The 20,621-nt window shown below is 63.8% G+C and carries 18 protein-coding genes; all 18 read left to right on the top strand.

Annotation, left to right across the window (positions count from 1 at the left end):
* The first annotated feature begins 87 nt into the window (after positions 1-87).
* The 18 genes from hypE (at position 88) to HCH03_RS00880 (ending at position 20,373) form a co-directional block, all read left to right on the top strand.
* Positions 88-1,110, top strand: coding sequence for a hydrogenase expression/formation protein HypE (gene hypE / locus HCH03_RS00965; RefSeq protein ID WP_080144130.1), 1,023 nt, complete (start codon positions 88-90; stop codon positions 1,108-1,110).
* A 186-nt stretch (positions 1,111-1,296) separates the two neighbouring features.
* Positions 1,297-1,485: an ATP-binding protein gene (locus tag HCH03_RS00960; protein WP_080144129.1), complete on the top strand. Its 189-nt coding sequence runs from the start codon at positions 1,297-1,299 to the stop codon at positions 1,483-1,485.
* Between the two features lie 430 nt (positions 1,486-1,915).
* On the top strand, positions 1,916-3,826 hold the full coding sequence (gene dnaK / locus HCH03_RS00955) for a molecular chaperone DnaK (protein ID WP_185903981.1): 1,911 nt from the start codon (positions 1,916-1,918) through the stop codon (positions 3,824-3,826).
* Between the two features lie 4 nt (positions 3,827-3,830).
* Positions 3,831-4,604, top strand: coding sequence for a nucleotide exchange factor GrpE (locus HCH03_RS00950; protein ID WP_221687996.1), 774 nt, complete (start codon positions 3,831-3,833; stop codon positions 4,602-4,604).
* A 136-nt stretch (positions 4,605-4,740) separates the two neighbouring features.
* Positions 4,741-5,697, top strand: a complete 957-nt coding sequence (locus tag HCH03_RS00945; protein ID WP_080144126.1) for a DnaJ C-terminal domain-containing protein — start codon at positions 4,741-4,743, stop codon at positions 5,695-5,697.
* The gene (locus tag HCH03_RS00940) at positions 5,694-6,086 is read left to right on the top strand and encodes a heat shock protein transcriptional repressor HspR (protein WP_080144125.1); all 393 of its coding nucleotides are present in this window, start codon (positions 5,694-5,696) and stop codon (positions 6,084-6,086) included. Before HCH03_RS00945 ends, HCH03_RS00940 begins: the two co-directional genes overlap by 4 nt.
* A gap of 52 nt (positions 6,087-6,138) precedes the next feature.
* On the top strand, positions 6,139-8,799 hold the full coding sequence (gene clpB, locus HCH03_RS00935) for an ATP-dependent chaperone ClpB (protein ID WP_221687995.1): 2,661 nt from the start codon (positions 6,139-6,141) through the stop codon (positions 8,797-8,799).
* 258 nt (positions 8,800-9,057) lie between these two features.
* Positions 9,058-9,195, top strand: coding sequence for a hypothetical protein (locus HCH03_RS00930; RefSeq protein WP_221687994.1), 138 nt, complete (start codon positions 9,058-9,060; stop codon positions 9,193-9,195).
* 50 nt (positions 9,196-9,245) lie between these two features.
* The gene (locus HCH03_RS00925) at positions 9,246-10,784 is read left to right on the top strand and encodes a TrkH family potassium uptake protein (RefSeq protein ID WP_185903978.1); all 1,539 of its coding nucleotides are present in this window, start codon (positions 9,246-9,248) and stop codon (positions 10,782-10,784) included.
* 5 nt (positions 10,785-10,789) lie between these two features.
* A complete protein-coding gene (locus HCH03_RS00920) occupies positions 10,790-11,422 on the top strand; it encodes a hydrolase (protein WP_246599543.1) in 633 nt (210 codons plus the stop codon).
* A 143-nt stretch (positions 11,423-11,565) separates the two neighbouring features.
* Positions 11,566-12,564: a ribosome small subunit-dependent GTPase A gene (rsgA, locus tag HCH03_RS00915; protein ID WP_221687993.1), complete on the top strand. Its 999-nt coding sequence runs from the start codon at positions 11,566-11,568 to the stop codon at positions 12,562-12,564.
* Between the two features lie 105 nt (positions 12,565-12,669).
* Entirely contained in the window at positions 12,670-14,322 is a 1,653-nt protein-coding gene (locus HCH03_RS00910) for an ATP-binding protein (protein WP_221687992.1), read from the top strand.
* A 42-nt stretch (positions 14,323-14,364) separates the two neighbouring features.
* Positions 14,365-15,072, top strand: a complete 708-nt coding sequence (locus tag HCH03_RS00905; RefSeq protein WP_080144121.1) for a response regulator transcription factor — start codon at positions 14,365-14,367, stop codon at positions 15,070-15,072.
* Between the two features lie 372 nt (positions 15,073-15,444).
* Entirely contained in the window at positions 15,445-17,925 is a 2,481-nt protein-coding gene (locus HCH03_RS00900; protein WP_221687991.1) for a molybdopterin-containing oxidoreductase family protein, read from the top strand.
* A gap of 15 nt (positions 17,926-17,940) precedes the next feature.
* Entirely contained in the window at positions 17,941-18,561 is a 621-nt protein-coding gene (locus HCH03_RS00895; RefSeq protein WP_221687990.1) for a 4Fe-4S dicluster domain-containing protein, read from the top strand.
* 145 nt (positions 18,562-18,706) lie between these two features.
* A complete protein-coding gene (locus HCH03_RS00890; RefSeq protein ID WP_221687989.1) occupies positions 18,707-19,420 on the top strand; it encodes a TorD/DmsD family molecular chaperone in 714 nt (237 codons plus the stop codon).
* Positions 19,421-19,423: 3 nt separating this feature from the next.
* The gene (locus HCH03_RS00885; RefSeq protein WP_221687988.1) at positions 19,424-20,122 is read left to right on the top strand and encodes a hypothetical protein; all 699 of its coding nucleotides are present in this window, start codon (positions 19,424-19,426) and stop codon (positions 20,120-20,122) included.
* On the top strand, positions 20,119-20,373 hold the full coding sequence (locus HCH03_RS00880; RefSeq protein ID WP_221687987.1) for a response regulator transcription factor: 255 nt from the start codon (positions 20,119-20,121) through the stop codon (positions 20,371-20,373). Before HCH03_RS00885 ends, HCH03_RS00880 begins: the two co-directional genes overlap by 4 nt.
* Positions 20,374-20,621: the final 248 nt, after the last annotated feature.

Raw genomic sequence — 20,621 nt, 5'->3', positions numbered from 1 at the left:
TATCTCCTGCTAACGCCGCACGGGATCCTTCGACCGCGCCGCTGCGCGGCTCCGCTCAGGATGACAAAGTTCGATGATTGGAGCTTTATGGACACCACGGTCATGCTCGGCCACGGCAGCGGCGGGACGATGATGAAGCGCATCATCGACGACGTGTTCTTCGCCGCCTATGCGGGCGACGAGCTTCTACGCGGCGACGATGCCGCCGTTTTGCCGACGCCGGCATCGGGCGAGCGGCTGGCTTTCTCCACCGACAGCTTTGTGGTAACGCCCCATTTCTTCCCCGGCGGCGACATCGGACGGTTGGCCGTGTGCGGCACGGTGAACGACGTGGCCACGAGCGGCGCGACGCCGCGCTACCTCAGCTGCGGCTTCATCTTGGAAGAGGGCTTTCCCATCGAGGACCTCAAGCGCATCTGCTCCTCCATGGCGGAATGCGCGCGCGAGGCGGGCGTCGCGCTGGTCACGGGCGATACGAAGGTGGTGAACCGCGGCCACGGCGACGGCGTGTTCATCAACACGAGCGGCGTGGGCACGCTCGCCCCAGGCGTGGAGCTGGGCGGCGCCCAGTGCCGCCCCGGCGACAAGGTGCTCGTCACCGGCACGCTGGGCGATCACGGCATCACCATCATGAGCTGCCGCGAGTCGCTGTCCTTCTCGTCCGATTTGGAAAGCGATGCCGCTCCGCTCAACCACCTTATCGCGGAAGTGCTGGCGGCCGCGCCGCATACGCGCTGCTTCCGCGACCCCACGCGCGGCGGCCTGGCCTCCACGCTGAACGAGCTGGCTGCGCAGTCGGGCACCGACATCACGGTCGACGAAGACGCCGTGCCGGTGAAGCCGGCGGTTCTTGGAGCCTGCGAGATGCTGGGCTACGATCCGCTGCAGGTGGCGAACGAAGGCAAGATGGTGTGCGTGGTGGCGGCCGAAGAGGCCGACGCCGCGCTCGCTGCCATGCGCGCGAACCGCTACGGAGCCGACGCCGCCGTCATCGGCGAAGTGGCCGCTTCGCAGCCCGATCGAGGTTCGAAGGTGTTCCTGCGCACGGCGTTCGGCGGAACGCGCATCTTGGACATGCTCGTAGGCGAACAGCTGCCGAGGATTTGCTAGCGCGGTTCGCAAGCGCGGCCCGCTTTGGCGGGCGGCCTGCGACGTGCTGGTGAACATTTTTATACCGCACCCTGAAAAATCGTCGTTTTTTCTTGCATTTGCAGGGAACCATGGTATCTTGCGGGCAGTAAGTTTTTGGGGAAGTTGCCCGTGTTCCGCGGGTTTTCGGACGAGAAGGAGAATGACATGTCTCACCCGGTTATCGATGCCGATGAGTGCATTGGCTGCGGTATCTGCGTTGACGCCTGCCCGCAGGAAGTGCTCGAAGTGGTTGCCGGCAAGGCCGACGTCGTGAACGAGGACGCCTGCATCGCATGCGGCGACTGCGTCGAGGAGTGCCCCATGGGCGCCATCCCGGAGGTCGTCGAAGACTAGCGCTCGTCGCAGGGTATCCGGCGATACCCAATCGGCCGAAGAGCCCCCGCTTCCGAACGGAGCGGGGGCTCTTTTACGTTCAGGCGGCTTCCCTCCATCCTTCGCACACATGCGGACCGTTCGGGAATCGTGTAGTAAACGAACGCATGCAAGGGCCGTAACGCTCGCTATCGCGCCGCCCGCATCGCTTCGGCATGAGTATAGTTTGCATTGTTACAAAACATCTACATTGATATATGAAATAACTTGACAACAAGAGACTTAGATTATATAGTGCAAAACGTCGAAAGAAGATTGAGTGGCAAAGAGCTCAACGCCGCCGCCCGATGTTCGGACGGCGAACGGGTGCGCGAAAGCGCGCCTCTTTGCATAGAACGCGAACCACCGAGCACGACGAACTAGGTAACAACTCCAACAGAGAGGAACGATAATGGCTAAGATTCTCGGCATCGACTTGGGCACCACGAACTCCGCCATGGCGGTCATGGAGGGCTCCGAGCCCGAAATTCTCGTGAACGCGGAAGGCGATCGCACCACGCCGTCCGTCGAAGGCTTCCGCAAGGACGGCGAGCGCGTCGTCGGCAAGGCCGCGAAGAACCAGGCGGTCACCAACCCGGAGAACACCGTGTCCTCCGTGAAGCGCTTCATCGGCCGCTCGTTCGACGAGACGCCGGAAGAGCGCAAGACCGTGAGCTACAAGCTGCAGAAGGGCAAGGACGGCCGCGCGGTCGTCGACATCGACGGCAAGGACTACACCCCGGAGGAAATCTCCGCCATGGTGCTGCAGAAGCTGAAGAACGACGCCGAGAAGCAGCTCGGCACCCCGGTGACGCAGGCCGTCATCACGGTGCCCGCGTACTTCAACGACGCGCAGCGCCAGGCCACGAAGGACGCCGGCAAGATCGCGGGTCTCGAAGTGCTCCGCATCATCAACGAGCCCACGGCGGCGGCGCTGGCCTACGGCCTTGACAAAACGAACAAGGACGAGAAGATCCTGGTGTTCGACCTGGGCGGCGGCACGTTCGACGTGTCCGTGCTCGAGCTGGGCGACGGCGTGTTCGAGGTTGCGGCCACCGCAGGCGACAACCACCTGGGCGGCGACGACTGGGACCAGCGCATCATCGACTGGCTGGCCGACAAGTTCAAGGCCGAGAACGGCATCGACCTGCGCCAGGACAAGATGGCCCTGCAGCGTTTGAAGGAAGCTGCCGAGAAGGCGAAGATGGAGCTGTCCTCCACCACGCAGGCCAACATCAACCTGCCGTTCATCACGGCCGACGCCTCCGGCCCGAAGCACTTGGACTACACGCTGACGCGCGCCGAGTTCGAGCGCATCACGAAGGACCTGCTCGACCGCGTTAAGAAGCCTGTGGAGCAGGCGCTCAAGGACGCGGGTCTGGCGGCCGGCGATATCGACGAGGTCATCCTCGTGGGCGGCTCCACCCGTATGCCCGCCGTGCAGGACATCGTGAAGAAGCTCACCGGCAAAGAGCCGAACATGTCCGTGAACCCGGACGAGGTCGTGGCCATGGGCGCGGCTGTCCAGGGCGGCGTGCTGGCCGGCGACGTCGAGGGCATCCTGCTGCTCGATGTGACCCCGCTGTCGCTCGGCGTGGAGACCATGGGCGGTGTGATGACGAAGATGATCGACCGCAACACCACCATCCCCACGCGCAAGACCGAGATCTACTCCACGGCCGCCGACAACCAGACGTCCGTCGAGGTGCACGTGCTGCAAGGCGAGCGCCAGATGGCCGGCGACAACAAGACGCTGGGCAAGTTCCAGCTCACCGGCATCCCGGCCGCGCGCCGCGGCGTTCCGCAAATCGAGGTCACGTTCGACATCGACGCCAACGGCATCGTGAACGTGTCTGCGAAGGACCTGGGCACCGGCAAGCAGCAGCAGATCACCATCTCCGGCTCCACCGCGTTGAACGACGACGAGGTCGAGCGCATGGTGAAGGACGCCGAGCAGCATGCCGAGGAAGACAAGAAGCGCAAGGAAGAAGTCGAGATCCGCAACAACGCCGACGCGCTGGTGAACGCCACCGAGCAGACGTTGTCCGAAGTGGGCGACAAGGCCCCCGAGGACGTGAAGAGCGCCGCGCAGGAGGCTATCACCGAGGCTAAGAGCGCGCTCGAGGGCTCCGACCTGGATGCCATCAAGGCTGCCACCGAGAAGATGCAGCAGGCGGGCTACAAGCTGGCCGAGGTCGTGTACTCCACGCAGGGCGCGGCCGACGGCGCCGCCGCTGCCGCCGCCGAGACGGCTCCGGCCGACGACACCATCGAGGCCGACTACGAGGTCGTCGACGAGAACGACGGCAAGGAAGGGAAGTAACGTCATGGCCAAGCCGAGCACACCCTCGCCGGGGCGCTCGCCGCGCGGCGAAGGCAAGAACATCCCTATTGAAGACACGCGCGGAGGGGCCGAGGCTTCTCGATCCTCCGCGAACCCCGCCGACACGGGCGCCGGCTCCTCTTCCCCCTCCTCTGAGCCCGGCGCCACCGCCCAGGCGGCCGACCCGAACGGGTCGGCCGCGGGCAGCGATGCCGAGCGCATCGTGGCCGAGGCGGAGGCCGCCCTCGAAGGAGAGCCGATGGACGCCCAGCCGTCCGACAGCGAGCAAGTGGCTGCCGCGAAGGCCGAGGCCGCGGAATGGCAGGACAAGTTCCTTCGGCTGCATGCCGAGTGGGACACGTACCGCCGCCGCACCACGGAGCAGCGCGAGGCGGAGAAAGCCCGCGCTGCCGAGAAGCTGGTGTCGAGCCTGCTTCCCGTGCTGGACGACTTCGAGCGCACCATCGACTACGCGACGAAGAACGGCGAGCAGGGTTTGCTGGACGGCGTAAGCGCCGTGCACACGAAGATGGTCGACGTGCTGAAGAAAGACGGCGTGGAGATCATCGACCCGCAGGGCGAGGCGTTCGACGCGCTCGAGGCGCAAGCCGTGGCGACGGTCGACGACGCCGGCGTGCCCGACGAGACGGTGGCCGAGGTTTACCAGAAAGGTTACAAGATGGGATCGAAAGTCTTGCGACCAGCCATGGTGACCGTGACCAGCGGAGGTCCGAAACGCGAGAAGACGCCTGACGAAGGCGGCAACGACAAGAAATAGAGGCAGGCGGAAGCGGGCGGATATAAGGCCCGCTTCCGCGTAGAAACGGGTTTGACGACAATGGAAGCAACGGGGGCTTCAAGGCGATGCAGACGACCTTTCGAAGTCCCGTCCGATTGAAAAGGAGGTGGAGCGCATGGCGGCGACTCCCGACTATTACAAGACGCTGGGCGTTCCACGCACGGCCACGGCCGACGAGATAAAGAAGGCGTTCCGCAAGCTCGCCCGCAAGCACCATCCCGACACGGGTGGCGACGAGGCGAAGTTCAAGGAGCTCAACGAAGCGTACGAAGTGCTGTCCGACGACAAGAAGCGCAAGCTGTACGACCAGTACGGAACCGCGAACGAGAACCACATCCCCCAAGGTTGGGGCGGTGGCGGCAACGTGAACGTCGAGGACATCTTCGGCGGCGGAGGCGGCGGGTTCGGCAGCTGGGCCGACATCCTGGAGAGCATCCGCCACGGCGAAGGCGCTTTCGGAAGCGATTGGGACTTCGGCGACCTGTCGGGCTTCGGAGGCGGCGCACGCCAGCCGCGCCCGCGCAAGGGCCAGGACATGAACGTGACGCTGAACGTGTCGTTCGACGAGGCGTTCAAGGGTGCCGAGAAGCTTGTGACCGTGCGCGTTCCCGGAAGGGCCGACAAAGAGACGCTCACCGTGAAGATCCCGGCCGGCGCCGTGGACGGCGGGCGGCTGCGCTTCAAGGGCAAGGGCGGCCCCGGCGAGAACGGCGGCGCGGCGGGCGACCTGCTCATCACAACGAAGATCGACGAGCATCCCTACTACGCGCGCAAGGGCGCCGACGTGGAGGTGAGCGTTCCCGTGACCGTGGCGGAGGCCGCCTTGGGCGCCAGCATCGTGGTTCCCGCGCCCGACGGCACGAAGGTGCGCGTGAAGGTGCCGGCCGGCACGCAGGACGAGACCGTGCTCAACATCAAGGGCAAGGGCGCCCCGCGCGTGAAAGGCGAAGGCACGGGCGACTTGAAGGTGAAGATAGACGTGCAGGTGCCGAAGAACATGAACGACGGCCAGAAGAAGGCCATGGAGGACTTCCTGGCGGCCACGACGGACGACGTGAGGAGCTGGCAATGAACGATCGGAACGACCGCAACCGGCCGCTCTACATGATAAGCGTGGCCGCCCAGCTCGCCGGCGTGCACCCGCAGACGCTGCGCACCTACGAGCAGAAGGGCCTCGTCACGCCCCAACGCACGAGCGGCAACACGCGCATGTACTCGCAGGCCGACATCGAGCGGCTCGAGCTCATCAACGAGCTCACCGGCGAGGGCATCAACCTGGCCGGCGTCATCCGCATCCTGGACCTCCAGGGACGCTTGGACGAGCGCGATACCGAGCTGGACGACCTGCACAAGCGCGTGCGCCGCTTGGCCGATCGCGTGCACGAGTTGGAAACGCGCGAGAGCGTGAACTCGCTCGTGCGCGCCTCCGACATAACCACGGCCCTGCGGCGTCTGCCGTAACCACTGCATTCTCGGCTTTTGCCATTGGACGAAAGCGAAGGAGGAACGTTATATGAACATGGGCAATCTGAACAAATTAGCCCTTACCGCGCAGGAGGCCCTGCAGCAAACCATCACCATCGCCTCCGAAGCGGAAGCTTCTCAAGCGGAGCCTATCCACATGCTGAAGGCCCTGCTCGAGTCTAAGGAGAACAACCTGTCCGCCATCATCAAGCGCATCGGCGCCGAGCCGTTCCAGCTGCTTGCCAACGTGGACGACGAGATACTGCACATGCCGAAGGTGAGCGCCAGCGGCGGCATGATGATGAGCGGCGTGCCGGGACCTGCGCTCATGAACGTGATCGACAACGCCGTGAAGATCGCCGAGAAACTGGGCGACAGCTACGCCACGAGCGAGCATCTACTTATCGCCCTTTCCGAGGACAAGGGCGCGGCGGGCAAGATCCTCAACGTGGCCGGCGTGACGCGCAAGACCATCGAGGCGGCCTACGAGGAGCTGCGCGGCGACACGCGCGTGACCGACCAGCAGAACAAGGTGCAGTTCGAGGCCTTGGAGCAGTACGGCCAGAACCTCACCCAGCAGGCCCGCGAGGGCAAGCTCGACCCGGTCATCGGCCGTGCCGAGGAGATCCGCCGCACCATCCAGGTGCTCAGCCGCCGCACGAAGAACAACCCCGTGCTCATCGGCGAGCCCGGCACCGGCAAGACGGCCATCGTCGAGGGCCTGGCCCAGCGCATCGTGGCCGGCGACGTGCCCTCCTCGCTCAAGGACCGCGACATCGTGGCGCTCGATTTGGCCTCCATGGTGGCCGGCGCGAAATACCGCGGCGAGTTCGAGGACCGCTTGAAGGCCGTTTTGCGCGAAGTGAAGCAGAGCGAGGGGCAGATCATCCTGTTCATCGACGAGCTGCACACCATCGTGGGCGCCGGCTCCACCGGCGACAGCTCCATGGACGCCGGCAACATGCTCAAGCCCGCGCTCGCGCGCGGCGAGCTGCACGCCATCGGCGCCACGACGCTTGACGAGTACCGCAAGTACATCGAGAAGGACGCCGCCCTCGAGCGCCGCTTCCAGCCCGTGTTGGTGACCGAGCCCTCGGTCGAGGACACCATCGCCATCCTGCGCGGCTTGAAAGAGAAGTACGAGATCCACCACGGCGTGCGCATCACCGACGCCGCCATCGTGGCCGCAGCCGAGCTTTCGAACCGCTACATATCCGACCGCTTCCTGCCCGACAAGGCCATCGACCTCATGGACGAGGCCGCCAGCCGCCTGCGCATCGAGATCGACTCCATGCCGGAGGAGGTGGACGCCGCCGACCGCAAGCTCACCCAGATGCAGATCGAGGAGCAGGCCCTGATGAAGGAGAGCGACGAGGCCTCCAAGGAGCGCCTCGAAGCGCTGCGTCGCGACATCGCCGCCGCCCAGGAGGACTTGGACAAGCGCAAGGCCGAGTGGCAGAACGAGAAGGACGTCATCGAGAACGTCCAGGCCCTCAAGTCCGAACTCGAAGGGGCCCAGCTCGAGGAAGAGCGCGCCACCCGCGAGGGCGACCTGGTGAAGGCGTCCGAGATCCGCTACGCCCGCATTCCCGAGCTGCAGCAGCGCTTGCATGCCGCCGAGGAAGAGCTCAACGTGAAGCAGCAGGACGGCGCCATCCTCAAAGAGGAGGTGTCCGACGACGAGATCGCCGAGGTCGTGTCCACGTGGACGGGCATCCCCGTGCAGAAGATGATGCAAGGCGAGATGGCGAAGCTCGTTGATTTGGAAGAGAAGCTGCACGAGCGCGTGGTGGGCCAGGACGAGGCCGTGTCCTCGGTGGCCGGCGCCATCCGACGCAACCGCGCGGGGCTTTCCGATCCCGACCGTCCTATCGGCTCGTTCTTGTTCCTGGGCCCCACGGGCGTGGGCAAGACGGAGCTGGCGAAGGCGCTCGCGGAGTACCTGTTCGACAGCGAGAAGGCCATGGTGCGCATCGATATGTCCGAGTACATGGAGAAGTTCAGCGTGCAGCGCCTCATCGGCGCGCCTCCGGGATACGTGGGCTACGACGAGGGCGGCCAGCTGACCGAGGCCGTGCGTCGCAAGCCGTACAGCGTCATCTTGCTGGACGAGATCGAGAAGGCTCACCCGGACGTGTTCAACATCCTGTTGCAGGTGCTCGACGACGGCCGTCTGACCGACGGCCAGGGCCGCGTGGTGTCGTTCAAGAACGCCATCATCATCATGACGAGCAACGTGGGCTCGCAGTTCATCCGCGAGTTCGCCGAGCACGGAGACGAGAAGGCCATGAAGCAGGCCATCGACGGCGCCCTGCGCGCCACGTTCCGGCCCGAGTTCATCAACCGCATCGACGACGTGGTGGTGTTCAACGCGCTGAACATGACGAACATCGAGCCCATCGTGGACCTGCAGCTGGAAGAGGTGCGCGACCGCCTGGCCGACCGCCGCGTCACGCTCGACGTGACCCCGGCAGCCATGGAGCACCTGTCCATCGACGGCTACGATCCCATCTTCGGCGCCCGTCCCTTGAAGCGCCTCATCCAGCGCGAGATCGTGGACCGCATCGCCCAGAAGGTGGTGGAAGGCCAGCTGCGCGACCGCAGCCACGTGCTCATCGACATCGACGCCGACGGCAACTACGAGTGCAAGGTGGAGCAGCCGCTGGAGTTCGACGCCACCGCCCTCGACGACCTGCTGCTGGAAAACTAGCTTCCCTCCCTTGTCGTCCTGAGTGGAGGCAGCGCAAACGCCGGAGTCGAAGGATCTCGTCGCTAGCGGCTCGATCCTTCGACTCGCTTCGCTCGCTCAGGATGACAGGGGAAGTCCGGTCCCTCGCAGTTCGCGCCTTGGGAATGCCCGCAGTTGCGCTCTGCGAGCGATCGCGGCTCCGTTTGCGTAGCATCAACGTTTCGCGGTGTTGCCGTGCCGGGCGTATCGCGCGCGGGGCTTTTGTACTAGAATACCGGCATGCGCACTTCGAAGCAGAGCATACGGCAACGCCTTACCACCCCGCTGATCGGGTACGGTATCGTGCTGCTGTTTCTCGTGTGCTTCCTGCTGCTGTTGTGGACGCTCACTATCTTGGTGCGGGTTGTGGCGGGATGACGACGGGCTGCCGGGTCGCGGCGCGCGGCGACCTTCGACGGAGATAGGCCATGTGGCAGCGATTCTCCCTCTATGACATACGCGTCATCGGCCATTATCTGGGCGTGCTCGTGCTGTTCTCCACCATCGCGCTGCTCGTGCCGCTGCTCACGGCCATCGCATGCGGCGAGTGGGTGCCCGCGACCCATTACCTGCTCACCATCGGCATAACGCTCATCTTGGGCTCGGGGCTGCGCTTTCTGCGCATCGAGCCGGGTCGGCTCGGCCGACAGCAGGCGCTGGCCGTCACGGGGTTCGCGTGGATCGTGCTCGCGGTCGTGGCCAGCATCCCGCTGTTCATGTCGGGTCACTACGCCAACTATCTCGACGCGCTGTTCGACGGCGTGTCCGGCATAACCACCACCGGTGCGAGCATCGTCATCGACCTCGACCATCTGTCGTACGCCGACAACATGTGGCGCTTCATGATGCATCTGCTGGGCGGCTTCGGCCTCATCGTGGTGGCGCTGTCGTTCGGCCTGTTCGGCAAGCGTTCCGGCGCGAGCCTGTACTCGTCGGAGGGTCGAAGCGAGCACGTGGTGCCCAACGTCGTGCAAACCACGCAGTTCATCGCGAAGATCGGCATGGGGTTCATCATCGCGGCCACGGCCGTCCTCTCGGTCATGTGTCTGGCCATCGGCATGGAACCGCTGCGCGCGGTGCTTCAATCGTTTTGGCTGTCCGTGTCGGGATTCATGACGGGCGGCTTCGCCCCCATGAGCCAGAGCATCATGTACTACCACTCGTTCCCTATCGAGGTGGTGCTCATGCTGCTCATGCTGCTGGGCTCCATCAACTTCGTGCTGCATTCCGAGCTGTGGAAAGGCCACGTCGCCGTGTTCTTCCGCGACCTTGAGATACGCACCATGGTGCTGTGGCTGGCCGTGATGACGTGCGTGTTCGCGGCTTCGTTGTCCGCCAGCTTGAACTTTTCTGATCTGCCGGCCATGCTTCGCCGCGGCGTGTTCATGATCGTTTCGGCGTTCTCCACCACCGGCTTTCAGAACATCACCACGAACCAGCTCACCGGCGCGTTGTCGTCGGGCGCGTTTCTGGTGGTGGCCATCCTCATGGCCGTGGGCGGCAGCGGCGGGTCCACGTCGGGCGGCGTGAAGTTCAGCCGCATGGGCATCATCGCGAAATCCATCGTGGCAACCATCAAGGAAGCGCTCGCGCCCGACTCGGCGCGCGTGGTGGTGGCGTACAACCATGTCGGGCGCCGTATGATCACGCCTGAGGTGGTGAAGGAGGCCATGACGGTGTTCACGCTGTACGCGCTCACCTACGTTGTCGGGGCGCTCGTGGGCATCGCTCACGGATACGATGCCACGCAAGCCGTCTTCGAATCGATTTCCATGGCTTCGAACGGCGGCGTGTCTTCGGCTTTGGCCTCGCCCGGCATGCCGGCCACCTTGGAAGTGTTCTACATCGTGCAGATGTGGGCCGGCCGTTTGGAGTTCGTGACGCTGTTGGCGCTCGTCGTCGAGATATTCGTATCGTTCAAGCCGCGCCGTCGTGCGCCCCACGAGCGGGAGAGGGCGGCTCGGTGAGAACGATGCTCGACAGAACGACGAAAACGCCGGGCGGCTTTTGCGCCGCTCTTCGCTCGTGCCGCATGGGCTGGATGTTGATCGCGCTTGCGCTGGCCGTGTCTCTGGCGGTTGCGCTCTCCCCGTTGTCGGCATTCGCGGACGATGACGAGAACCTGGTGAATCCTCAGCAGCGGCCCGACAGCTCGTTCATCTACGACACGTCTATCGCCGCCTTGGGCGAGGCCGACGCGTACTACGACAACCAAACCGTGCAGGTTGTGGGCGAGGTTGTGGGCGACAGCATCCGCGAAGGCGTGGACGGTCGGCACCGGTGGATCACGCTCATGGCCATCGAAAAGGGCGTTGACGCCACGGTGTCCGTGTACATGACGGCCGAACAAGCCGCGAAGATCGACACCTACGGAAAGTACGGCACCACGGGCACGAAGCTCCAGGTGCGCGGCACGTTCCATCTGGTGTGCTCCGAGCACGAGGGGCTTACGGACCTGCATGCCGACATCGTGACGGTGGTCGAGAAAGGCAAGCTCCACGAGGATGCGTTCGACGCGGGCGCGTTCGTGCCGGGAGCCGTCGCCGTTGCGGTGGGCTTGGTGCTTTTGGGCGTGTTCTACTATTTGCGGGAGCGCCAGCGCTGATGCGGGGCGACGGGCAACGGCGGGCATCGATGCCGCGTAGGCGTTGGCACGTTGCGGTAGGTAGGCCGTAGGGGCGTTCTTCAGAGCGCCCGCTCGCGCGCAGCGCGAAAAACAACAGGAACCGATGACCGAAGGAGGCGTGTTTGCGGGGACAAGTTGTCAAGCTAGATCGCGGGTATCCGCTCGTGCGGACGGACGAAGGACGGCTGGTGCGCTGCGAGCACGCCACGGCGTTGGTGAAAGGCGAGCGGGTTCGCGCCGTCATCGGCGATTTCGTCGAGGTCGACGCCCCCGAGGGCCACGACAAGGGCATCATCGAGCGTATCTGCCCGCGCTCGCGGGAGTTCGTGCGCAAGGATCCCACCGAGCGGGCGCTTCCCCAGGTGCTGGCCGCGAACTTCGACCGCGTGCTCGTGGCGCAACCGCTTTCCGACATGAATTTCAAGCGCCTCGAGCGCGAGCTCGTGCTGGCCTACGAGACGGGCGCCGATGTGGCGGTGGTGCTGACGAAGGCCGACCTCGCCGAGAGCGACGAGGCCGTGCGCTCCGTGCGCGCCCGCGTGCACGATCTGGCCGGGCCTGCTGCGGAAACCGTCGTCGTGTCGGCCGAGGACCCTGCCAGCGTGGAGGCCGTGCGCGCGCTCGTGCCGCCGGGCACCACGGCCGTGTTCATAGGCAAGAGCGGCGTGGGGAAGTCGAGCTTGGTGAACCTGCTGGTGGGCGACGAAGTGCAGGAGACGGCCGAGGTGCGCGAGGGTGACGGCAAGGGCCGCCACACCACGGTGAGCCGCGAGATGATACGGGTGCCGAACGGCGGTTACGTGGTGGACATGCCCGGCGTGCGGGGCTTGGGCCTGTGGGACGCCGACGCAGGCATCGAGGCCGCGTTCGCCGACGTGGAGGAGCTGGCTGAGAGTTGCCGTTTCCGCGATTGCCGTCATGTGGACGAGCCCGGCTGTGCCGTGCGCGCCGCCGTGGAGTCCGGCGAGCTGAGCGAGGCGCGCTTCGCTTCCTACCAGGCTCTGCGCCAGGAAACCGTGCAGGTGAAGGAGCGCCGCGAGGAGGCGCGTCGCATGCGCGGCGAGAAAGCGTCCACCAGCGCCAAGCCTCGCGGCGGGAAAGCGCGCAGGAAGAAGCGCTGAGCGGCCGTCCGAATCGCTGACCTTTTTGCGTATCCCCCTCTTTCGTGATAAAGTCTGCGCGAGCGGGGAGGGGCGGCCGCTTGGCCGCAGTCCGCCGGGGGAGATATGAAAAAAGTCAGCCTGAAGACCATCTACTTGGTCGCGCTTTCTGCGGTGTTCGCCGTGTCGTTTCTCATGTTCGTGCTGTTCGATCTGCAATCGCAGCAGCGGCAGACCGAGGCGGCCATGCTGGAGGAGGCGCGCACGTTCGCGCGCGAGATGGACGCCGTTTGGCAATTCATGGACATCTCGCAGCCGGTCATCAACACCACGTCGGACGGGATATATGAATTCAAGGGTCTTCATTGCTCACGCGTGGGCAAGAGCGTGGGTAGGTTGTTCTCGAAAGGCAGCGACTACACCATCCGCTACACCAACTTCAACCCGCGCAACCTTCAAGACGAGCCCGACGCGTTCGAGACGAAGGCGCTCGAGAAATTCAACGCCGACGCCGCGGTCACGGAGCATTACGGGGTAACCGACTTCCAGGGGGTCGAGCGCTTCCGTTACGCTCAGGCGCTCGAAGTGGACAAGAGCTGCCTGGAGTGCCACGGAGAGCCGGCGGGCGAGATCGACATCACCGGCAAGGCGAAGGAGGGTTGGACGCTCGATTCCGTGGGCGGCGCCATCAGCATCGTCATCCCGCTCGACCAGCAACAGCAGGCCATGCGCGACAACGTGGTGCGCGACGTGGCGTACTTCCTGTTCATCACGCTGCTCATCGGGGCTGTGGTGTACGCGGTCACCACGTTCTTTGTGTTCCGCCCGCTCGATCGCATGAAACTCGCTTTCGCCGACATGGGCGAGGGCAGGCTGGCCGTGTCGCTGGACGACGCCCATGCCGCCCGCGAGATCAGCCGGCTCATCGAGCGGTTCAACAGCACGGCGGCGGAGCTCCATACGATGTACGACCATCTGGAAGAGCAGGTTGAAAGCCGCACGGACGAGCTGCGGAAGGCGAACGCCGCGCTCGAGCGGCAGCGTGACACGCTTGAGCGCCTCAACGTCGAGCTGGCCAAGGAGACGCAGTTCAAGTCCGATCTGCTGTCCATGGTGAACCACGAGCTGCGCACGCCGCTCACGTCCATCATCACGTTCGCGCAGATTTCCCGCGAGGCATGTCCGCCCGACCGCGCGAGCGAGCGTCATTCGTGGGAGGAGATCGAGAAGAACAGCCAGATATTGCTGGCCATGATCAACGACATGCTCGATATCGCCCGTTCCGACGCGGGCAGCATCCGCACAGCGTGCGAGCCTATGGATTTGGGGGACATCGTGTCCTCGGTGAGGGGCACCATGACTCCGCTCGCCCAGAAATACGACGTGGCGTTCTGCACGCGCGTGGCGTCTGACGTGCCGCTCGTGAACGGTGATTTCGAAAAGACGCAGCGCATGCTGGAGAACCTGGCCAGCAACGCCATCAAGTTCACCCCCGACGGCGGCACCGTGGAACTGCGCGTCGACGTGGGCGAAGGTGGCGTGCGCCTGCGCATGATCGACGACGGCATCGGCATCGCGCCCGAGGACCACGAGCGCATATTCGAGCGGTTCTTCCAGGTGGACAGCACGTCCACGCGCAAGTACAACGGCAGCGGCTTGGGCCTGGCGCTCGTGCGCGAGTACGCGGCCGTGCAGGGCTTTTCCGTGTCGGTGGAAAGCGAGCTAGGGCAGGGAAGCACGTTCACAATCACCATACCGTCCGACGCGATCGTCGGCTAAAAGAGTGGGGCGCGCTGCTGCGCGCCCGGGGAGGGACGCACTATGTACAAGGTCATGCTCATCGACGACGAGGACAACCTGCACGAGGCTATCAGGAAACTGCTCGAGCAGAACGGCTACGAGTTCTGCGGCGCAAAGGACGGGGAGAGCGGGTTGGCGGTTCTGGCCGACGAGAAACCCGACTTGCTGCTGCTCGACGTCATGCTTCCCGGCATCAACGGGTTCGACCTGTGCCACCGCATACGCGAGGAGGGGCGGCGCATCCCCATCATCTTCCTCTCGGCGAAATGCGACATCGTGGACAAGAGCATCGGCTTCAAAGCGGGCGGCGACGATTACGTCACCAAACCCTTCAACGCCACCGAGCTGCTGCTGCGCATCGAGGCGAACATCCGCCGCCACAAGGACACGATCGAGTTCGCGCGCTGCTGCAACCGCGAGGGCGTGGCGCGCATCGGCGATCTGGAGGTGCACTTCGACGAGTACCAGGTGCTCGTGCACGGCAAGCCCGTGACGCTCACCACGAAGGAGTTCGAGATCGTTGCGTTTCTGGCGTCGAACCCCGGAAAGGTGTTCACGCGCAACCAGATTCAGGAGTACATCTGGGGCAAAGGCGAGGCCGACGTGAAAACGAACAGCATCACCGTGTTCGTGCGCAAGATCCGCGAGAAGATCGAGGAGAACCCCTCCGAGCCGAAATACCTGCTCACCGTGCAACGGGTAGGCTACAAGATGACCGATGCGCTATAGGATCGCCCGAGTGGAAAGGCGTTTCATGTTGCGCAGAGCAGATTCCTTTGATGGCAGAGCTCGCTTTCGGGAGCCGCAAAGCTAGCGGGCGCAGAAGGCGTAATAGATGTGCATATAAATCATTAATACGTGGTTAACAACTACTTAATCCAAATCTTATTTCGGGTTTATCGTAATTAGCCTCGAAGCTTTATAGAGTGGGATGCAACGAAAAGCTGGGGGAAGCGAATGGCTTTTCGAACCTTGCCGTGCGGGGGCGGTAACCCTCCCTCCTCGCTCCTCCGCAGGTGAGGCCACTCGGGTCGACGCGTGGAGTGTCGCAGTGAGCCACTCCACGCGTCGGCTTCGGCACAAGGACGAGAGGAGTATCGCATGACGGAAACGTCGAAGCCGCGCGGTTTCTCGCGCAGGAGTTTCATCAAAGGGGCCGCCGCTCTCACGGCAGCCGGCGCCCTGGTGGGCTGTGCGCCCAAGACGGACGACAAGGATAAAGTCGATTCGAGTATTGCCGAATCGCCCGATCAGATTTTCTCCGGCACGTGCCGCGGCAACTGCGGCGGCGGATGCTTCCTGAACGTGCATGTGCGCGACGGGCAAGTGGTACGCACCTCGGCGCGCGACATGCCCGATCCCCAGTACAACCGCATCTGCACCAAGGGCCTGACCCATGTGGGACGCATGTACGGCGCGAACCGCGTCATGTATCCCATGAAGCGCGTGGGCGAGCGCGGCTCCGGTGATTTCGAGCGCATCAGCTGGGACGAGGCGCTCGACACCATCGCCGAGAAGTGGAAGGGCTACACCGAGCAGTACGGCCCCACGGCCATCATGTTCTTCCTGGGTTCGGGGAATTACGCCGCCTTGAGCGGCTCCTGCAACAGCGTGGGCGCGTACCAGCGTTTCGTCAACGCCATGGGCTGCTCGTACTGCAGCCTCGATGTGGACGCCGCCGTGGGCTTCGGCAGCTCGCGCGCCACGGGCGGCATCGACCTGGCCAACGAGCTCACCGACCGCAAGAACGCTAAAACGCAGGTCATTTGGGGCAACAACCCTACGATCTCGCTCATGCACACCATGCACTTCTTCTTGGAGGCCAAGGAGAACGGCACGCGCTTCGTGGTGATCGACCCGGTGTACAACGCCACGGTCTCCAAGGCTGACTGGTGGGTTCCCGTGAAGGGCGGCACCGACGGCGCCTTGGCGTTGAGCGTGCTCAACGTCATGTTCGAGAACGGCTGGATCGACGACGACACGCTGCGCAACAAGACGAACTGCGGCCTTCTCATCAAGGAGGATGGAACGTTCCTGCGCATGAGCGAGCTGGGCGTCGAACCTACGAAGGGCGACCCCGATCCGCTGACCGGAGAGCCTACGGTCATCGATCCGCCGGCAGTGTGGGACGGGGCCGCGAGCAAGGCCGTCGCCTTCAGCGAGACGACCGCTCCCGCTCTCGAGGGCGTTCCCGACGTCAACGGCGTGAAGGTTCAGACGGTGTACGAGAACGCCATGAGCCACATCTCCCAGTACCCGCCTGCGACGGCGGCCGCGATCTGCGGTCTCACCGAAGACCACATCCGCGAGCTCGCCCGCATTTACCATGAGGACGGCCCCGTCACCACCGAGATTATGATGGGCATGAACCACTACCGCAACGGACATTACAGCGCTTGGCCCGTGTATCTGGTGTCGCTTTTGACGGGCAACGTCGGCAAACCCGGCGCGGCCATCGGCCAATCGGAAGAGTACCTGCCGCAAATGGTGTACTCGAACAGCAAGGCCGCCTGCTATCCGACGGACGCCTCGGGCAAACCGTGCCCGGGCCAGGCGAACCTCATCCACACGGTTCAGATTCAAGACGTGCTGGAAACGGGCAAGCTTCTGGGCCAGGACCTCACTATCAAGAGCGCCTACATCCATTGCTCGAACCCGGTGGTCACCATGTGCGACCACGACTACACGACGGGTTGGTTCGACAAACTGGAATTCGTGGTCGTGGCCGATATGTGCATGACGGAGACGTGCAAGCATGCCGACATCGTCCTGCCGTCCGCTCACTGGTTCGAGCAGGTTGATCTGGGATTCTTGTTCTCCTCCCATCCCTACTTGCTCTGGCAGGACAAGTGCGTCGAACCGCTTGGCGAGGCCAAGCCCGATTTCCAGATATTCGGCCTGCTGCTGGAGAAAATGGGCAAAGGCGAGTTCTGGAACATCACCGAGGAGGAGTACCTCGAAACCTTGCTCGACACCGAATATTGGAAGAGCGTCGGCTGCACGGTTGAGAAGCTGAAGAATGACAAGGCCGCCCGCATCTACCCGGAAGGCGACAAGATAGCGTCGGCCGAGGTGTTCGGCACGGAAACTGGGCGCATCAACTTGTACCAAGACAAGGTGAAACGCGCCTACGTATCTGCCCACGAAGTGGACGAGTCCATCGAACGAGGCCTGCACTGGGAGACGCCCACGTTCGCGGGCGAAGATCGCGAGTATCGCGCGACCTACCCATTCCACCTGCTGTCCGAGCACATGCGCACTCATACCCACACACAGTGGTGGGATTGCGAGTACGTGAAGGAATACGAGCCGGAGCCCATCGTGCGCATCAACCCCGACGATGCTGCGGAAATGGGCATTGCCGAAGGCGATGTGGTGAAGCTCTTCAACGATCAGGGCTTCGTGGTTATGAAGGCCGCTATCAACGCGGGCCTGCCGCGCAAGATGATAAGCTCCGCCCGTAGCTGGCAGATAGACGACTTCATCGACGGCCACTTTGCCAGTCTGCCCTCGAGGGAGTACAACCAAGTATGCGCGAATCAGGCGTTCAACGACGTTGCCGTCGCGATCGAGAAGATGTAGGGAGCGTGGTTGATCATGACGCGTTACGGAATGGCTATCGACATGACCCGCTGCTACGGCTGCCAAACGTGCGCCGCCGCATGCAAAGTGGCCAACAACCTGCCGAAGGATCTGGTGTACAACCGCGTGCTCACCGTGGGCGGAACGAGCAACGACTGCGCCGCGGGCACCTACCCCGACTGCACGCTGGACTTCCTGCCCATGCAATGCCAGCATTGCGATAAACCGGCGTGTTTGGCCGTGTGCCCCACGGGTGCCACGCAGCAGCGCGACGACGGTATCGTGTGGGTGGACAACGAACTGTGCATCGGCTGCGAGTCTTGCATCAAGGCGTGCCCGTACGAAGGCGTGCGCACGCTGATCAGCACCGAGCCCGAATACTACCTCGACGTCGTCGTGGGCGAGTTCGACGCTCCCACGCACAAGGCGGGCACGGTGGAGAAGTGCACGTTCTGCCACAACCTCATCGATCGCGGCGAGGTTCCCGCCTGCATGCAGCTGTGTCCCGCCCGCGCACGCCATTGGGGCGACCTCGACGATCCTGAGTCCGACGTTTCGCGGTACCTTGCGAGCCGTGAGGCCACCCGTCTGCAAGAAGAGGACGGCACGAGCCCGAAGGTCAGCTATATCAAGTAATCTGCCTTGCGCCGCCGCTCGAGCATCGTGCGGCGGCGCAAAACCGAAGGGTTCCGGCGGCGACGGCCCCGTCCCATCCCGCTCCGCGTTCGCTCGGACGGTGGGCGGGTTCGAACGAGAGGGTTGACGAGGGGAAAGGACTCCCATGAACGAGGACGAGGTGCGGTGCGCAGTGGGCTTTGCCGACTCGTGCGAGCTGCTGTCGGCGGCTTTCGCCTTTCCCGACGAGGCTCTGGCAGCGGCTTTGGCCGACGGGTCGTTTCGCGACGATGCCATTGCGTGCCTGTCCGACGCCGGCGCCCCCGAAGCGGCGCGCGATCGCGCGGATAGGTGCTTGGAGGGCTTTACGGGCGTCGATGCCGCTCACTTTGAGGGCGTGCTGCGCAAAGGACATACCATCCTGTACCTGACTCCCGGAAACGACGTGCCGGTTTGGCCGTACGAAGCGGCGTTCCGCTACACCGCCGAGAACCATCAAGGCGCGCCTTCGCTGTTCCGCTCGGCACGGACGCTCGACGTGGAGCGCCATATGCGCGAGGCGGGCGTGCTGCCCAAGAACGCGCGGAAGGAACCGAGCGATAGCGTGTGGAACGAGCTCTCGTTCTTGGCGTATCTCTACGGCAGCGCCGCCGCGGCCGTTCAGGAAGGGCGGGTCGACGACGCCGAGACATGGCGCGAACGGGCGGCGCGGTTCTGGGACGAGCACGCGTCGTGCTGGCTGCCGCTCTTCATGGACAAGACGCGGGAAGAGGCTCCTCGCCAGACTTTTGGCGGCGAGTACGCCGCGTTGGCTACGCTTGGCGAGCTCGTCCTCGACGAGGTTGGCGCCGACATCACGCGGTGGAAGAACCGAGGTTAGCTCATGGAGTTTCTTATCGTTCTAGCGGCAACGATCCTTGCCTGCTTCGCCTTGCGCAACCCGGTCAAGCGTTGGCCGGTGCTGTTCTATGTGTTGGCTGTGGCGTTGGTGATGCTGTTCATATGCGGCGCGTACGTTCCGTTGCCGCGGCCTTTGTGGTCGCTCCTGTTGGTGCTGGTGCAGAAGTGCATGCTGTCCTTGGCGCTGTTCGTGGTGGTTATGTACTTGGGCGTGTTCGCGCGCGAATCCAAGGTAGGGACATGGTTGCGACCTATTCGCGCCGAGCTTTCCATCGTTGCCTGGATTTTGTCACTGGGCCATATGACCATGTACTTGGTTTCCTATGCGCCTCGCTTGCTTGCGGGAAGGATTGATGGCAACGTATTGGCAGCGCTCGTTTTGGCTTTGGTGCTGTTCGCGCTGTTGTTGGTGCTGGGGGTCACGTCGTTCAACGTGGTGAAGAAGCGCATGAAGACCGGCACATGGAAACGCGTACAGCTCTTGGCCTATCCGTTCTTCGGGCTTGTGTACGTGCATTTGCTGCTTATGCTGCTGCCCTCGGCCTTGCGCGGCGGTGAGGCTGCGCAGACGAGCATCGTCGTGTACTCAGTGGTGTTCGGGGCCTATGCGGTGCTGCGCGTGGTTCGTGCCGTGCGCGACCGCCGAGCCGGTTTGAAAAACGAGGCCCAGGTGCCCGCATGATGCGCGCGACCGATACTGTCGATGCCCGGTGCTGCGTCCTCGCGGGGGCCTGCGGCCTGACGCCGCGCGAGTTCGACGTGCTCAGGCTCCTGGCGCGCGGGCGCAGCAGGGCGCGTATCGGCTCCGAGCTCGGTATCGCCGAGGACACGGTCAAAACCCACGTCAAGCACATCTACCGCAAAACGGGCGCCGCCTCTAAACAGCACCTGCTCGACCGCCTCGAAGCGGTGCCCCAAACGCTGTCGGCGTAAAACCCGCTGGCGCCTTGATGCCCCGTCAACTTTTGCGCCGCCCGGCGGATAAACGTTGCTATCAAGGGAGATACCGAAGTTGACGTCCTTTTGCTACCGTATTTGGCAACTCTTATTTTTGTCGGAGTTCTACCCTAAGAAATGTCGGGCTTTTATCCTTAGAAATGTCGAGATGCGCTTGCCAAGTTTCGCATGTGCTATACTTCGCAGCGGCTTCGTTCGGTGGAAATCTCGCGTTCTTCTCGATC

The organism is Gordonibacter massiliensis (ex Traore et al. 2017), assembly GCF_019731765.1.
In the GTDB taxonomy this organism is placed as follows: domain Bacteria; phylum Actinomycetota; class Coriobacteriia; order Coriobacteriales; family Eggerthellaceae; genus Gordonibacter; species Gordonibacter massiliensis.
The sequence above is the reverse complement of the archived record's forward strand: the minus strand, read 5'-3'. Positions and strand labels throughout refer to the sequence as shown.

Bases quoted from the DNA above. Each gene is read 5' to 3' on its own strand.
- hypE (WP_080144130.1), top strand. From the start codon at position 88: ATGGACACCACGGTCATGCTCGGCCACGGCAGCGGCGGGACGATGATG.
- HCH03_RS00960 (WP_080144129.1), top strand. From the start codon at position 1,297: ATGTCTCACCCGGTTATCGATGCCGATGAGTGCATTGGCTGCGGTATC.
- dnaK (WP_185903981.1), top strand. From the start codon at position 1,916: ATGGCTAAGATTCTCGGCATCGACTTGGGCACCACGAACTCCGCCATG.
- HCH03_RS00950 (WP_221687996.1), top strand. From the start codon at position 3,831: ATGGCCAAGCCGAGCACACCCTCGCCGGGGCGCTCGCCGCGCGGCGAA.
- HCH03_RS00945 (WP_080144126.1), top strand. From the start codon at position 4,741: ATGGCGGCGACTCCCGACTATTACAAGACGCTGGGCGTTCCACGCACG.
- HCH03_RS00940 (WP_080144125.1), top strand. From the start codon at position 5,694: ATGAACGATCGGAACGACCGCAACCGGCCGCTCTACATGATAAGCGTG.
- clpB (WP_221687995.1), top strand. From the start codon at position 6,139: ATGAACATGGGCAATCTGAACAAATTAGCCCTTACCGCGCAGGAGGCC.
- HCH03_RS00930 (WP_221687994.1), top strand. From the start codon at position 9,058: ATGCGCACTTCGAAGCAGAGCATACGGCAACGCCTTACCACCCCGCTG.
- HCH03_RS00925 (WP_185903978.1), top strand. From the start codon at position 9,246: ATGTGGCAGCGATTCTCCCTCTATGACATACGCGTCATCGGCCATTAT.
- HCH03_RS00920 (WP_246599543.1), top strand. From the start codon at position 10,790: ATGCTCGACAGAACGACGAAAACGCCGGGCGGCTTTTGCGCCGCTCTT.
- HCH03_RS00910 (WP_221687992.1), top strand. From the start codon at position 12,670: ATGAAAAAAGTCAGCCTGAAGACCATCTACTTGGTCGCGCTTTCTGCG.
- HCH03_RS00905 (WP_080144121.1), top strand. From the start codon at position 14,365: ATGTACAAGGTCATGCTCATCGACGACGAGGACAACCTGCACGAGGCT.
- HCH03_RS00900 (WP_221687991.1), top strand. From the start codon at position 15,445: ATGACGGAAACGTCGAAGCCGCGCGGTTTCTCGCGCAGGAGTTTCATC.
- HCH03_RS00895 (WP_221687990.1), top strand. From the start codon at position 17,941: ATGACGCGTTACGGAATGGCTATCGACATGACCCGCTGCTACGGCTGC.
- HCH03_RS00890 (WP_221687989.1), top strand. From the start codon at position 18,707: ATGAACGAGGACGAGGTGCGGTGCGCAGTGGGCTTTGCCGACTCGTGC.
- HCH03_RS00885 (WP_221687988.1), top strand. From the start codon at position 19,424: ATGGAGTTTCTTATCGTTCTAGCGGCAACGATCCTTGCCTGCTTCGCC.
- HCH03_RS00880 (WP_221687987.1), top strand. From the start codon at position 20,119: ATGATGCGCGCGACCGATACTGTCGATGCCCGGTGCTGCGTCCTCGCG.